General features: G+C 33.9%; 15 protein-coding genes. 12 read left to right on the top strand and 3 right to left on the bottom strand.

Annotated features, from left to right (window positions below; all coding sequences use genetic code 11):
- Positions 1 to 5 precede the first annotated feature (5 nt).
- Positions 6 to 1166, top strand: a complete 1161-nt coding sequence (locus DYE58_RS03405; protein WP_004819469.1) for a M20 metallopeptidase family protein — start codon at positions 6 to 8, stop codon at positions 1164 to 1166.
- Between the two features lie 367 nt (positions 1167 to 1533).
- Here DYE58_RS03405 and DYE58_RS03400 read toward each other — a convergent pair whose 3' ends face one another.
- Positions 1534 to 2436 (bottom strand): DMT family transporter, encoded by a 903-nt coding sequence (locus DYE58_RS03400; RefSeq protein ID WP_115312014.1) that lies wholly within the window; start codon positions 2434 to 2436, stop codon positions 1534 to 1536.
- 52 nt (positions 2437 to 2488) lie between these two features.
- On the opposite strand from DYE58_RS03400, the gene DYE58_RS03395 reads away from it, so the two are divergent.
- The 6 genes from DYE58_RS03395 (at position 2489) to DYE58_RS03370 (ending at position 8489) form a co-directional block, all read left to right on the top strand.
- Positions 2489 to 3025 (top strand): DUF3783 domain-containing protein, encoded by a 537-nt coding sequence (locus tag DYE58_RS03395; RefSeq protein ID WP_004819461.1) that lies wholly within the window; start codon positions 2489 to 2491, stop codon positions 3023 to 3025.
- Positions 3018 to 4286, top strand: coding sequence for a M18 family aminopeptidase (locus DYE58_RS03390; RefSeq protein ID WP_115312013.1), 1269 nt, complete (start codon positions 3018 to 3020; stop codon positions 4284 to 4286). The genes DYE58_RS03395 and DYE58_RS03390 overlap by 8 nt, the downstream gene beginning before the upstream one ends.
- A gap of 540 nt (positions 4287 to 4826) precedes the next feature.
- Positions 4827 to 5600 carry a LamB/YcsF family protein gene (locus tag DYE58_RS03385; RefSeq protein ID WP_004819454.1) on the top strand — a complete coding sequence of 258 codons (774 nt, stop codon included), beginning with the start codon at positions 4827 to 4829 and terminating at the stop codon, positions 5598 to 5600.
- Between the two features lie 8 nt (positions 5601 to 5608).
- Positions 5609 to 6805: an NRAMP family divalent metal transporter gene (locus DYE58_RS03380; RefSeq protein ID WP_004819453.1), complete on the top strand. Its 1197-nt coding sequence runs from the start codon at positions 5609 to 5611 to the stop codon at positions 6803 to 6805.
- 9 nt (positions 6806 to 6814) lie between these two features.
- Complete coding sequence (gene pxpB / locus DYE58_RS03375; RefSeq protein WP_004819451.1) at positions 6815 to 7558, top strand: 5-oxoprolinase subunit PxpB; 744 nt, start codon at positions 6815 to 6817, stop codon at positions 7556 to 7558.
- Complete coding sequence (locus DYE58_RS03370) at positions 7551 to 8489, top strand: 5-oxoprolinase subunit C family protein (RefSeq protein WP_004819449.1); 939 nt, start codon at positions 7551 to 7553, stop codon at positions 8487 to 8489. Before pxpB ends, DYE58_RS03370 begins: the two co-directional genes overlap by 8 nt.
- 84 nt (positions 8490 to 8573) lie before the next feature.
- Here the strand turns inward: DYE58_RS03370 and DYE58_RS03365 are convergent, their stop codons facing one another.
- A complete protein-coding gene (locus DYE58_RS03365; RefSeq protein ID WP_004819447.1) occupies positions 8574 to 9017 on the bottom strand; it encodes a GAF domain-containing protein in 444 nt (147 codons plus the stop codon).
- Positions 9010 to 9762 (bottom strand): IclR family transcriptional regulator, encoded by a 753-nt coding sequence (locus DYE58_RS03360; protein ID WP_004819446.1) that lies wholly within the window; start codon positions 9760 to 9762, stop codon positions 9010 to 9012. The genes DYE58_RS03365 and DYE58_RS03360 overlap by 8 nt, the downstream gene beginning before the upstream one ends.
- Before the next feature lie 116 nt (positions 9763 to 9878).
- On the opposite strand from DYE58_RS03360, the gene DYE58_RS03355 reads away from it, so the two are divergent.
- The 5 genes from DYE58_RS03355 to DYE58_RS03335 are packed head-to-tail and all read left to right on the top strand — an operon-like array spanning position 9879 to position 15427.
- A complete protein-coding gene (locus DYE58_RS03355; RefSeq protein ID WP_040552120.1) occupies positions 9879 to 10772 on the top strand; it encodes a DUF2232 domain-containing protein in 894 nt (297 codons plus the stop codon).
- A gap of 8 nt (positions 10773 to 10780) precedes the next feature.
- On the top strand, positions 10781 to 12784 hold the full coding sequence (locus DYE58_RS03350) for a DHH family phosphoesterase (RefSeq protein ID WP_004819442.1): 2004 nt from the start codon (positions 10781 to 10783) through the stop codon (positions 12782 to 12784).
- The gene (rplI, locus tag DYE58_RS03345) at positions 12781 to 13227 is read left to right on the top strand and encodes a 50S ribosomal protein L9 (protein ID WP_004819440.1); all 447 of its coding nucleotides are present in this window, start codon (positions 12781 to 12783) and stop codon (positions 13225 to 13227) included. The genes DYE58_RS03350 and rplI overlap by 4 nt, the downstream gene beginning before the upstream one ends.
- On the top strand, positions 13227 to 14561 hold the full coding sequence (gene dnaB / locus DYE58_RS03340; RefSeq protein ID WP_004819438.1) for a replicative DNA helicase: 1335 nt from the start codon (positions 13227 to 13229) through the stop codon (positions 14559 to 14561). Before rplI ends, dnaB begins: the two co-directional genes overlap by 1 nt.
- Before the next feature lie 8 nt (positions 14562 to 14569).
- A complete protein-coding gene (locus DYE58_RS03335; protein ID WP_004819435.1) occupies positions 14570 to 15427 on the top strand; it encodes an undecaprenyl-diphosphate phosphatase in 858 nt (285 codons plus the stop codon).
- Positions 15428 to 15451 lie beyond the last annotated feature (24 nt).

Genomic DNA, 15451 nt, shown 5'->3' with positions numbered 1-15451 from the left:
AAACTATGGATATAAAAGATAAAATACTAAGTGTCGAAGATTATACAATACAACTCAGAAGATATTTCCATGAAAATCCCGAACTGTCTTGGAATGAATTCAACACAGCTAAGAAGATTCAAAATGAACTTCAAAGCATGGGTATAGAGTACAGAGTTGTAAAAGACACGGGAGTTATAGCCAAGATTTGCGGGAAAAGTACCGGAAAAAGACTTGGTATAAGAGCGGACATAGATGCTCTTCCGATAAAAGAAGAGACTAATTTGCCATTTGCATCTAAAAACAGCGGAGTGATGCATGCTTGCGGACATGATGTACACGCAGCTGTATTGCTTGGAACGGCAAAAGTATTAAATGAAATGAGAGATAAGTTTAATGGAGAAATAGTTTTTGTTTTTCAACCGGCTGAAGAATTTATACAAGACTCCGGAGCGAAATATCTTTCTAAAGAAAAAGAAATTGAGACACTCGATAACATAATAGGACTTCATATATGGGCCGGTATCAAGTCTGGACAGGCATCGCTAAACGTTGGGCCGATTATGGCGTCGGCAGACACTTTTGACATCTACATAAAAGGTATAAGCGGACATGGAGCAACACCTAATTTGGCAGTAGATCCAATAGTGGCGGGTTCTATGGTAGTAAATGCACTTCAAACTATAGTCAGCAGAGAAAACGACCCATTGGAGCCACAAGTTATAAGTGTGACGGCATTTAACTCTGGAAATTCTAAGAATGTAATCCCTGAAATGGCACATTTGGAAGGGACTACAAGGTCATTTAACAACGAGTTAAGAGCAAAATATAAAGAACAGATAGAGAGAATATTAGCCGGAGTTGCTCTTACTACAAGAGCAGAAATCACTTTGGACTATCACGATGGAACACCCGCTACAGTCAACGAAGAAAAAGCTACTGAATTTGGAATTGAAATAGCAAGGGAAGTGTTTGGAGAAAATTATATCGAAAACTATCCTAAACTGATGGGCGGAGAAGATTTTGCAAAATATCTTTTGAATATACCGGGTTGCTTTTTATTGTTAGGCGGAGCAGGAGATAAGGGATATTTCCCTCAACACAATGAGTATTTTGAAATAGACGAGGGAGCAATGAAACTTGGAATAGAATATTTTGTAAGATATGCTTTAAAATATTTACAATAACTAAAAAAAGCTAATGGATTTAGTAAATGAATCCGTTAGCTTTTAATTTATATTTGTTCAAAGAAACTATTTATATAAGATTTAATTGTGTCTAAATCTGAGAAGTAGTCTAATTTGTAAGTTCTATTTTCATATTTGAAAAATGCTGAATAATAAGGGTTATTAGAAATGGTTTTTTACGATATGTCATAGAAAGAATCTAATGATATTTGATTATCTTCTTCTGGGTAAGTATTCTTATAAGCACTTAAATTAAGTAAAATTAATAATAAAAAAATATAAAAAATTGATTTTTTCATACTTACACCTCCATGAGAATATAATACATTGAACTCACAAGTTTGTAAATTCAATGTGTTAGCAAGGTTTAATCTTTTTTAAAACTTAAAATTACTATGGAAGACATTACAAGAGCAATGCTCACTAAATCTTGAATTGTGAATGTCTGTCCTAATAGGATTATTGAAAAAATAAGTGAGGCAACAGCTTCAAGACCGGCTATAAGACCTCCGATAACCGGCCCTACAATACTAACTCCAATTAAAAACGAAGAGAAAGAAAAGACGGTTCCGATAAATACCATTCCAAAGAGAGCCCATAGAGATACAGAGTCAGTTGGTACTACAAATTTCCAAGGTTGTAGGTAAATGGTAAATACAATTCCACCGACGAGCATTCCAAAGCCTATGACTGAAAGTTTCGGATATTTGAGCATTAAGCTAATTGGTATGAGTGTATAAACAACTACGCTGATTGCTGCCATTGTTCCCCAAAACAGGCCTAAAGGACTTATTACTAATTCACTTAAACTGAAGTGAGTTGCAAGTCCAAAAACTCCAAGCAAGGATAGGAATATTGCTAAAATTTCTATGATTTTAGGAAATCTCTTTTCAACTAAGCAAACATAGACAACGATTATTCCGCTGCTTAAAAATTGAAGTACAGTTCCAGTTGGAGCATTGGTATATTTTATAGCGGACAGGTAGGAATATTGACAAAAGAGTATTCCAAAAACACCAAATATTATTAAATTAAGTAAGTCTTTTTTATTTTTAAAAATTAATAGGGATTCTTTTTTATACTTTACTATAGATAGTATAGTTAGTAAAAGTCCTGCAATTATAAGTCGTATGTTTACTATGAGTCCGGTGTTCATATGGCTGCTTTGCATTAAGTATTCGCCACATATTCCTGAAAAACCCCAAGCTACAGCTCCAAGTATTGTCAAAAGGTATCCCAATTTTAAATTATTCTTTTCATGTATTTCCATTTTAAATCACCTTAGTGTATTATACTATACATAGACTAAGGAAGGGGAAAATATGAAAAAACAACTTCTATATTATGGATTTGACGCAGAGCGTCTTGAAAAAGTAATAACTGTGGCTGAAAAATTTGGAATTGAGACAAATGAAGTTAGACAAGAAGATTTGGAGCAAAAGGTAGCTGTATTATTTAATCTTGAAGGTTATGAGAGAGAAGATGTAGATTATATTGATATTCCGAAAGTAGAGATGTTATTATTCGGAGATTTAGATAGGAATATTCTACAATCTTATCTAATGGCACTTAAAGAAAAGGAAGTGGTTGTTCCGTATAAAGCAGTGATAACTGAAACTTCAAAAGATTGGAAATTTTCTTATTTATTAGAGCATATAAAAGATGAACACGAAGTTGTTCAATTGTTTAATCAATTGGGCAAACTAACTAAGAAAGCGCAAAAGAAATTAGATACAGTAGGTAATTCTGAACTTAGAGAGGCAATAGATTATGCCCTTTCTATTAGAGAGATAAATGGTGTGGAGAAAGAGGATATACTGCCAAGATATAATAGATTAAAGGAGGCACTAGGTGAATAGTAGAGTAGAAGGCCTTGTGAATTTTATAGACAAGTCCATGACTGCACATTTCGCAGTTAAAAATATGGAGAACTTGTTAGTTGAAAATGATTATACGGAATTGAAGTTGGAGGAAGAGTTTAAATTAAATGGTAAAAAATTCTATGTGAAAATAGATGATACAGCTCTTCTTGCAATTAACATAGGCGATAAAAAATTAGAAGATGGTTTTAAAATTATAGGTTCTCACACCGATTCTCCGACCTTTAGAATAAAGAGAAATCCTGTGATGAAAAGTGCCGGAAATATCATATTGAATACAGAAGTTTATGGAGGACCAATTTTATATACTTGGATGGATAGACTTTTATCAGCAGCCGGAAGAATTAGTTTTTTTAAAGAAGGAAAAATTGTAACTGAACTAATAGATTTTAAAAAGCCGATTTTTACAATTCCATCTTTGGCAATTCATATGAACAGAGAAGTTAACAAAGGGTTTGAATTTAATGCTCAAAAACACACATTACCTCTAATGGCATTGGATAGTGAAGAGATGAAAGAAGACTTGCTATTAAATGAGATGGCAAAGATAAAGGGAATAGATTCTAAAGATATTTTAGATTACGATTTATACATCTATGATACAGCTAAGGGAGAATTAGTAGGTCTTAAAGAAGAATTTATTTCTCAAGGAAGACAGGATAACTTATTTATGGCTTATACAAGCTTAATAGCTCTTTTAGAGTCGAATGCATCAGGGATCAATGTGTTCTTGGCAACGGACAATGAAGAAGTTGGTTCAACATCTTATGCTGGAGCTGATTCGCCAGTGCTCGGCAGGATTCTTGAGAGAGTTGCAATAGCACTTGGAGCAAATAGAGAAGAATATCTAAGAGCTTTAGAAAATTCTTTCTTGATATCAGCAGATGCAGCTCATGCAGTACATCCTAATTTTACTGAAAAAGCAGACCCTACTAATCAACCGATACTAGGGGGAGGTCCGGTTATCAAATATGCAGCTAGTAGATCATATACTTCAGATGCATACAGCGCTGGAAAATTTATAGATATGTGTACTAAAGCCAAGGTTCCATTCCAAACTTATCACAACAGAAGTGATGTAAAGGGAGGTTCTACAATAGGGCCTATTTCACAATCACAAATAGCTATTAAATCTGTAGACATAGGCATGAGCACGCTAGGTATGCACTCAGCAAGAGAGCTTACAGGAGCTTCAGATGTTGCTCACTTTATAAATGTGTTTAAAGAATTTTATAAATAACAAAAACGGACTGTTTAAAAACAGTCCATTTTTGTTATGTAAATAAAATTAAATTTGATATTAATGATATGAGTGAGGCTTTAATATATACTTAGTCATGCTTTTTAAAAAATTTTTGTATTATTAAACAAAGTATCACTACAAGAATTGAAAAAACTAAAACTCTATTATTAAGCAAGGATAATTTTTCGGAATGGGATAGGTGTGAGTAAATAATACCACGTTTATTAAAAATAAGCTGAAACTAAAGTGAATACAAAGATATTGCGTAGCACGTATTTTATATTTTTAATAAAAATAGCTCCTTAAATAATTTTTTGTTATTAAAATCATTATAGCATGATAGCAAATTAAAACATATTCAAAAAAATAAAGTGATTCAAAATGGTTTAACAAGTAAAGACTAAAAATATTTTTTACACATAGTATTGCAATAAAGATATAAAGGTAATAAAATTAGTTTAAGAGCGAGTGAAATAAACGTGAAAACGTATTCTAAAGTGATTCGTTCTTAATTTTACAGTAGAGGAGAATCAAATTATGGAATTTTATGTTGACTTGAACAGTGACATAGGAGAAGGTTATGGCAGTTATAAGTTGGGGATGGATGATGAAATCATAAAGTATGTTAGTAGCATAAACTTGGCTTGTGGCTGGCATGCAGGAGACCCTATGATTATGGACAAAACTGTAAAGCTTGCAATTGAAAATGGAGTAAAAGTTGGAGCACACCCTGGCTATCCGGACCTTTTGGGATTTGGAAGAAGAGCTATGACTATAACTAGAGAAGAGGCTAAAAATTATATGTTGTATCAAACAGGGGCTTTAATGGCATTTGCCAAAGCTAATGGAACAAAGTTACAACATATGAAATTGCACGGCGGATTCTATAACAAAGCTTGTGTTGATCCTGAATTGGCGGCTGGAATAATAGACGGTATAGAAGTTTTAGATAAAGACATAATTTTAATGGTTTTAAGTGGAAGTTACATAGCAAAAGAGGCAAAGAAGAGAGGACTTAGAGTAAGCGAAGAAGTATTTGCTGATAGAGGATACAATCCAGACGGAACATTAGTCAATCGTTCTCAACAGGGGGCATTTGTAAAAGATATAAAGGATGCATTGCCAAGAGTAATAAGAATGATTAAAGAAGGTAAAGTTACAGCCGTTGACGGAACGGATATAGACATAAAAGCTGACTCTATATGCGTTCATGGAGACAATCCACAAGCAATGGAATTTGTTCAACAGATAAGAGTGGGTTTAATTGAAGCGGGAATTGAAATAAAGCCCGTAGATGAATTTATAAAGTGAGGTAATTTATGGAAAAGAAAAAGACAAATTGGTCGGTTCTTTTAGGGGCAGCTTTCCTAATGGCTACTTCTGCAATAGGACCTGGATTTATGACACAGACAGCAAAATTCACAAATGATTTACATGCTGATTTTGCTTTTGTAATATTTGCTTCAATAATAATGAGTTATGTTGCTCAACTTAATGTTTGGAGAGTTATAGCAGTTTCAAAACTAAGAGGACAAGATATAGCAAACAAAGTATTGCCTGGGTTAGGATACTTTATAGCATTTTTAGTAGCTCTTGGTGGATTTGCATTTAACATAGGAAATGTTGGTGGAGCTGGACTAGGGCTAAACGTAATATTTGGTATAGACACAAAACTTGGAGCAATAATTGCCGCCCTATTAGGAATAGTAATTTTTACTTCAAAGTCAGCCGGTAATGCAATGGATAAACTAACTCAAGTGTTAGGAGCCGGCATGATACTTTTGATAGGTTACGTATGTATTACTACTGCGCCTCCGGTTGGAGAAGCTGCTGTTAGAGCAGTTGCACCTACAGAATTAAACAATACTATTCCTGCAGTACTAACTCTTCTTGGAGGAACTGTTGGTGGATACATAGTATTCTCAGGCGGACACAGATTAATTGATGCAGGAATAACTGGTGAAGAAAATTTACCACAAGTTACTAAGTCTGCAACAATGGGAATAGGAGTTGCTCTTATAGTTAGAATTTTATTATTCTTAGCTATTCTTGGAGTAATATCATCAGGAGGACAACTTGACCCTGAAAATATAGCGGCGTCAGCTTTTAAAATAGCAAGTGGAGAAGTTGGTTATAAGATATTTGGTTTGGTATTTACTGCGGCGGCGATTACTTCAATCGTAGGTTGTGCTTTCACGTCAGTATCTTTCTTAAAAACTCTTTTCAAAGTAGTTGAAGAAAAAGCTAATTTATTTACAATTGGTTTTATAGTAATCTCAACTCTTGCATATGTTTTAATAGGCCAACCACAAACACTACTTGTATTGGTAGGAGCTTTAAACGGATTGATTTTACCAATAACTTTAGCAGTTATGCTTATTGCAAGTAAGAAGAAATCAATAGTAGGGAATTATGAACATCCGATGGTTCTTTTCTACTTAGGATGGGTTGTAACAGCACTTTCATTCTATTTGGGAGTGACAACAATGGTTACTAAATTATCTACTTTCTTCTAAGGAGGAACTATGTATAATGAAGTTAAATATCTCATAGCTGGAGACAGAGCCATAGTTATGGAGTTTGGAAATGAGATAAACAAAGATATAAATGCCAAAATCAGAAGTACTATGGCGGCGATAGATGGCAATATAGAAGGAATAGTTGAAATGACTCCAACATATAGATCTATAACAATAGTATATGAACCTGAGAAGTTGAGTTATAGTGATTTGGTTGAGCAGTTAAAGAAATATGAGAGTGTTTCTTCAAGTGATGGAGAAGAAAAAGTAAATCTTATAGAAATTCCAACTCTATACGGTGGAGAGTATGGTCCTGATATGGATTTTGTAAAATCGAATGCGGGTCTATCAGAAGAAGAGGTTGTAAAAATTCATACAGGGACTGATTACTTAGTTTATATGCTTGGGTTTGCACCGGGGTTCACTTATTTGGGTGGAATGGACGAGCGAATTGCAACACCAAGATTGAAATCTCCAAGATTAAAAATTGAAGCTGGTTCTGTTGGTATAGCAGGAAGTCAAACTGGGATGTATCCATCTGAATCACCGGGTGGTTGGCAGTTGATAGGAAGAACACCACTTAAATTATACAATCCGGAAGCGGAACCGCCAGTGTTTATACAAGCTGGAGATTATATAAGATATGTGAGTATAGATGAAGAAGAGTACAATAAAATAAAAGCTGAAGTAGAATCTGGAAACTATAAAGTCAATGTTAGACGTGTAGAGGTAGGTGAGTTGAATGGCTAAAGTAGAATTTATCATGGGAGGTGTACTCACTACCGTTCAAGATTTTGGGCGAATAGGATATCAAAAGTTTGGCATAGGACAAGCAGGAGTAATGGATGAATATAGCTATGAGTTGTCAAATATTTTAGTTGGCAATAAAAGCGGTGAAGCTGTATTTGAAATAACTTATTTGGGACCAACTTTAAAAGTTGATGAAGACGTAACTTTTGCTGTTACAGGTGCTGATGTTACACCTAAAGTAGACGGTGTAGAGGTTGCAATGTATGAAACTCACTTATTAAAAGCGGGAAGCACGCTAAGTTTTGGAAAATTAAAATCCGGGATGAGAGCTTACTTGGCTTTTAGTGGAGAGATAGGCGTTGAAGAATTAAATGGAAGTAAATCAACTTTGATAAAAAGCAAGATAGGTGGCTACAAAGGAAGAGCTTTAAAACCGAAAGATGAACTTGAAATTTTAAATGCAAGAGATTTTGTGAAGAGAGTTATTCCTAAAAAGTACAGACCTGTTATGAGTCAATTTGCAGTTTTAAGAACTGTTTTAGGGCCACAAGATGATTATTTTACAGAAGAAGGTATCAAAAAATTCTTTATGTCAGGCGGATATACGATAACTAAAAATGCCGACAGAATGGGGATTAGATTGGATGGAAACCCATTGGAATTTAAGAAGGGAGCAGATATAATATCTGATGGAACAGTTAAAGGTTCTGTTCAAGTCCCTGCAGATGGCAGACCTATTGTGTTGATGGCAGACCGTCAGACAACAGGTGGATATACTAAGATAGCAACTGTAATAACACCGGATATTTGTAAGTTGTCACAAATGGCTCCAGATGGAAAAGTTTTATTCCAGCAAGTTTCTATAGAAGAAGCACAAAAAATATATAAAGATTATCGCAAAAAAATAGAAGAAATTAGAAATTTAGTATAAAAGTTAGGTGTCGGTTATAAAGCCGGTACCTTTTAAAATTTAAAAAGGATATGCATATTATTTATAATACACATATCCCAACGATTACATCTTTTTTGAAACTATATATGAAACTTTTTCTAAAAAGTCTTTTTCAATCTTTGAAAATCTATCGAATGAAGTTGAATCTATATCAATCACTCCAATCGGTAGGTCATTTTTTGTAATTGGAACAACTATTTCAGAATTACTTCGAGAATCACAAGCTATATGGCCATCAAATTTATGAACATCAGCGACGATTAGTGTTTCACGTTTTTCAAATGATGTACCGCAAACGCCTTTTCCAATTTCAATTTCAGTGCAAGCTACTCTACCTTGAAATGGTCCAAGCAATAGTTTTTCATTTTCTAACATATAAAACCCCGCCCAAGAAACATCTCCCATTTCAAATAATACGGCTGAAACATTTGCCAAAATTGAAACTTTATTTTCTGTTTGAGAACAGAGAGATTTTATTTTAAATAAAAGTTCTTCGTAGTTATTCATTCTTTCCTCTATAGCCTAGACGTTTTGAAAGTTCCAAGGCTGCTCCTTTTACATATTTAATCATCTCGTCAACTTTATCTTTTGACCTGTATTCTGGCGTCACTATACCTATGGAAGCTATGAAGTCACCTGTATGGTTAAATACTGGGGCTCCAAGGCCGATGGTATCTTTTATGTACTCTCCTTCTGAAATTGCAAGAGATTTTTCTCTAATTTTTTGAAGTTCAGATTTTAATTGTTCTATATCCACAGGACCGGTTGAGTATGGATCCAATTCAAGTTTTAAGTAAGAATTTATAAAATCTTCTGGCTGGTATGCAAGAACCACTTTCCTTATAGCGCCTTTATGCAGAGGGATTTGTCTTCCAAAATTTTCAACGATTTTCAATGTTTCAGAGCCTTCGGCTTTTCCTATGACAACTCCGGTATTTTCAGAGCGTACTACCATAAATGAGTCCTCATTAGTTTCGTCTGAAAGTTTTCTTAAAATAATATCAGCCTCGCTTTGTAGACTTATATTTCCTGAAGCTGCCATGCCTATTGAAATAAGTCCGGGACCAAGTTTATATAAGTGGGTATTGTTGTCTTTAGTTACAAACTCACAAGCTATTAGTGTAGATAAAATTCTGTGAGTTGTACTTGGTGGAATTGATATGGCTTCTGAAATTTCTGCGATAGTGAATTCGCGGCTATCTTGTTTCATATATTCGAGTATATTTGCTGCTTTAATTAAACTTTGAATCATATTAACTCCTTTCCTACACGTTAGTGAAATTATACCATAATATGCATATAAATAGCATATTAACAAATATCTATTTTATATTTAGTCGGTATGGTAAAATAAAAAATAATAAGGAGATGATTGAAATTACAAATTCAACATTAAATAAGTTTATATTGGTGACAAGAGCAGTGCTTATTGCTGCGATTGGAATGGTTTTTCCACCGGCATTTTTATTTTTACCGGCTATTTTCGTTGGGGAAGCTATATCAGGAGGCGTTATGAACGCTTTTTCGCTGTTTTTTGTTGCCAATGCACTACTTACTATGATTTCTTTAAATTATGCCATAATAGTTTTTACATTATTTGGACCAATGATTTTAGTGTTTCACTGGATGATGCATAAAAATTATGATCAAAATTCAACTGTAGTTTTGGCAGCGGTAATGTTTTTTATTTCTATATTTGTAACTTCATATTCTTATGGAGTTAGCCCTGAAATGTTAAAATCAAAAGAAGTTTTAGAAAGTTTTATACAAATACAAAATAATATGAGTATCGAAAAGCTGTCAACTGCAGAATGGACTATGCTATATAATAGGTCGTTGCAATTGATGCCAGCTATGTTAGTTATAATTTCTCTTTTGTTAAGTTATGTAACATATCACTTATCAATAAGAAAGCTTATCTTAAAACAAGGATTAAAATTAAACTATCAACCATTTATTTATTTTAATCTACCGAAAGGAATATTATTTGTAGGAGCTTTTTCAATAGCTGTATTATATAGTTTTGGGGATATATTATTTGAGTCACCTAATTTAGTTATAGAAAACTTAATTTTAGTATTTTCAAGCATACTATTTTTATTGGGAATGAGTGTTATAATGTTTATACTAAACAAGATTAAAGCTGGAAGGTTTATAAAAATTTTAGTGACTCTTTTTGGATTTTTAGTTCCGGGAGCACAGTTTATTTTTATAGCTATGGGTATTTTGGACAATATATTCAACTTTAGAAGGCTTGCGTGAGGTGAAAGATGGATTATAAATTTGATTTAAAAGACTTTAAAGGATTTATAGTAGTTGTTGCTATATTGAGCATAGGACTTTTATATTTCAAGCCTTGGTTAGGTATTTTGGGACTTCTAATTTTGGTTTATTTGATATACTCAGGTAGTAAGACTATAGAAGAGTACAACCAAAAGTCAATTGCGATGGTTGAAACAATAAGCAGAGACTTTGACTCGATAACAAAACATGCTATTTTTTCAATGCCTTTTCCAATGGTAATAACAGATGAAAATGCGAATGTAATTTGGTACAACACAACTTTCTTAAACATATTTGAAGATGTTGAAATTATGGAGATGAATGTTTCTGAGTTGATTCCTGAAATAAACTTTGAAAGTGTAATTGAAGAGCCCAATGATGAAGATTTAACTGCAAAATTAGGTTCTAAATCTTATAAAGTTTATGCGAATGTAGTTGACGTCAAAAAATCTGACTCAGATAGAAATAAATTAATTCTATTATACTTCGTAGATAAGACTGATTATGATGTTTTGAGAGATAAATATGTCTCAGAATATCCAATAGTTGCAAAAATAGAAGTAGACAACTATGATGAGGCAATGGATTCTGCACCGACTGCCAACAGACCACAGTTAATAGCTGAGATAGATTACTTGGTAAGAGGATATTTTCAAAGTTATGATGCTCTAGTTAGAAAGTATGATGACGATATGTACCTAGTTGTCATGACTTTTGGAGCATTAAAGAGCATAAAGGAAAAGAGATTTGATTTACTTGACGATTTAAGAGAGTTAGATATGGGAAATTCCATACCTATGACACTTTCAATAGGGGTATCATCTTTTGGACTTAACTTTAAGGAGTCGGTGGACGAAGCTGACACTTGCTTAGACCTTGCACTTGGACGTGGAGGAGACCAAGCAGTAATAAAAGTTGAGGACAACTATGAATTCTTTGGTGGTAAGTCAAAAGCTGTTGAAAAGAGAAACAAAGTAAAGGCAAGAGTTTTAGGGGTTGCCCTAAAACAACTTATCGATGGAGCAGAAGATGTCTATATAATGGGACATAAAAATGCCGATATGGATGCTATAGGTTCAGCGATAGGTATTTTAAGAGCTGTATTGAATAGAAATGTTGAAGGGTATATTGTTTTAAATAAGAGTAATCCTTCAATATCAAATCTTCTTGATAGAATGAAAGAAGAAGAGCCTGAAATTTTTGAGAAGATAATTTCATCAGAGCAGGCAAAGAGTAATATAACACCTAAGTCTTTAGTGATATTGGTTGATAATCATAAACCAAACTTTACTGAAAGTCCTGAACTTTTAGATTTGACAACACAAATAGTTGTAATAGACCACCATAGAAGAGGTAAGGAATTTGTAAAGAATCCTGTACTGACTTATGTTGAACCTTATGCATCATCTACAAGTGAACTTGTAACTGAGATGTTAACTTATATGAATGATGAATTAAATTTAACTCACTTTGAGGCTGATGCATTGATGAGTGGTATAGTAGTTGATACTAAGAATTTTAGTTTCCAAACAGGGGTTAGAACTTTTGAAGCAGCATCAATATTAAAACGTGCTGGTGCAGATATGATAAAGGTAAAAAACTTGTTTCAAGATGATTTAGATACACTTCAAAATAGAGCTCAAGTAGTGCACGCTACAAAGGTAGTTTGTGATGAGGTGGCAATTTCAAGGCTAGATAAAAAGGCTGCGAATTCTATATTGATAGCGGCACAAGCTGCTGATGAATTACTTGATATAAATGGAATAAGGGCAAGTTTTGTAATGACTCCGGTAGATGATGAAATTCACATTTCAGGGAGGTCATCAGGGGATTTTTCAGTGCAGTTGATACTTGAAAAATTAGGAGGCGGAGGACATCTTAACATGGCTGGAGCCAGACTAAAAGTAGAATCTCTAGATGAAGCTGAAAATATTTTAGTACAAGCAGTGGAAGAGTATATTGACGAACAGAAAAAGGGAGAAAATATATGAAGGTAATTTTATTAAAAGACGATAAAAATTTAGGAAAAGCAGGGTCTCTTGTTGAGGCAAAAGACGGATATGCAAGAAATTTCTTGATACCAAGAAAGGTTGCCATAGAAGCTAATGAAGAGAACCTTAAAAAATGGGAAGAAGATAACGAAAAGAGAGCAGAAGAAGAAAAGAAAAACAGAGCTGAATTCACTGAAGTAAAAAAGAAGATTGAAGCAGGTAAAGTTGTAATAAAAGCTAAATCTGGTGAGGGGGGAAGACTTTTTGGAGCAATAACTTCTCAAAATATAAAAGAAGCTCTTGAAGAGCAACTTAAAATAACGTTAGACAAGAAAAAAATTGAATTAAGCGAAAACATCAAGATGGAGGCCACAAAAACTGTACCTGTAAAATTGTATCCTGGAATAACTGCAAATTTAAAGGTAACAGTTGAGGCAGAATAATGGAAGATTTAAATCTCAAAGTACCTCCTCACGTCACTGAAACGGAACAGTCAGTGCTTGGTGCTATGATGTTATCTAAAGATGCCATCACATCGGCTGTAGAAATTTTAAGAGCTGAAGATTTCTATTCAGAGATTCATGGTGAAATATATGGAGCCATAACTTCTATATACAATAGAAATGTTCCGGTTGATGTGATGACTACAGTAGATGAACTGAAAAAGAGAAATAGTCTTGAAGATGTTGGGGGGATTAGCTATATAGCAAGTTTGAGTTCTTCTGCAGGTTTAGTCTCAAATACAAAATATCATTGTGAGATAATCAAAGAAAAGTCTACACTGAGAAAGTTGATAGCTGCCTCAGATGAAACTATGTCGAGCGCGTATGCACAAGATGCAGATTTGGATATGATTATAGAAAAAGCTGAGTCGAATATATTTAATATAACTCAAGCCTCTCATAGAATTGGACTTTCGCCAATAAAAGAAACTCTGCTTGAATCATTTGCTGCAATGGAAAAACGTGCACAAAATCCAAACTCGCTAACAGGAGTTACTACAGGTTTTGAAGATTTGGATAGACAGTTGAGTGGTCTACAAAAGTCGGACTTAGTGCTTTTGGCGGCAAGACCATCGATGGGAAAGACTGCTCTAATGGTAAATATAGCAACAAATGCAGCGCTAAGAGCAAAGGCAAAAGTTGCAATGTTTTCTCTGGAAATGAGTAAGACTCAGTTGGTTGACAGAATCATAGCTTCAATAGCACATGTGGATTTACAAAAGATAATATCTGGTAATTTGACAGCAGATGACTGGGAAAGAGTCATAAATGCAATGCCAATAATATCTGAACTTGAAATTGAAATAGATGATACAGCAGGTATTTCTCCGTTGGAATTAAAAGCCAAGTGCAGAAGACAAAAGATGGAAAAAGGCTTGGACTTGGTGGTTATAGATTATCTTCAACTTATGCAAATGAGTGAAAAAGTTGAATCGAGAACTCAAGAAATTTCAGCAATTTCAAGGAGCTTAAAAGCTATAGCAAAAGAGCTTGAAGTGCCGGTGCTTGCACTGTCTCAACTTTCACGTTCGCCAGAAGCAAGAGCTGACCACAGGCCTATTCTTTCAGACCTTAGAGAATCAGGAGCTATAGAACAAGATGCCGACGTCGTAATGTTTCTATTTAGAGATGAGTACTATACAAAAGAAGAGTCAGAAAAACCAAATATTGGCGAAGTTATAATTGCAAAACATAGAAATGGACCAACAGGTACAGTGGAACTGATATTTAGAAAAGAATTTACTAAATTCTTAAATAAAGAATATGGTTCATAGGAGGGAAGATGGAGTTAATTAAGATAATAATTTTGGGAATTGTAGAGGGTATTACGGAATTTTTGCCGATATCATCTACAGGACATTTAATCTTAGTTAGTGAGATTTTAAAATTACACTCACAAAGCTTTGAAAATGCGTTCTCAGTAATAATTCAATTGGGGGCAATTTTAGCAGTAGTGCTATTGTATTGGGATAAATTAAACCCAATATCAAAGAAAAAATTATCCTCAAGTATTGTAGAAAATGAATCGCATTTATCTATTTCAGATAGATGGCACTTACGAGATAAGAAAACTATGAGATTGATAGCAAAGGTTATAATAGGATTTTTACCTGCTGCAGTTTTAGGTTTTCTATTTGATGATATAATAGACAAGTACTTATTTAATCCAACTGTAGTTGCGATAACATTGATAATCTATGGTGTGATAATTATATTTATGGAAGACAAGAAAAAATCTGAATTTAAATATGAAGACATTGATGAGCTAAGTGTAGTGGATGCTTTTAAAATAGGCGTGTTCCAATGCTTAGCGATGATACCGGGAACTTCAAGAAGTGCAGCTACAATAATTGGTGGAATGACTCTTGGCTGTAACAGGACAACAGCAGCGGAATTTTCATTTTTCTTGGCAATTCCAACAATGTTAGGTGCAACAGCTTTGAAGGTATTGAAGATGGGAACATCGTTTACAGTAAGTGAGTGGTTCTATATTTTAGTGGGTTTTGTAATCTCATTTGTAGTAGCATATGCTGTAATAACTAAGTTTATGAGTTACATTCAAAAACACGATTTCAAAGTGTTTGGAATGTATAGAATAGGGCTTGGCGTACTAGTAATTTTATTTTTGAAGATATTTTAGTATAAAAAGGCTTGAAATTAACGG

Origin of the sequence: Peptoniphilus indolicus (assembly GCF_900454665.1) — a bacterium.
Classification (GTDB): domain Bacteria; phylum Bacillota; class Clostridia; order Tissierellales; family Peptoniphilaceae; genus Peptoniphilus; species Peptoniphilus indolicus.
This window is presented reverse-complemented; position numbering and strand designations above follow the sequence as displayed.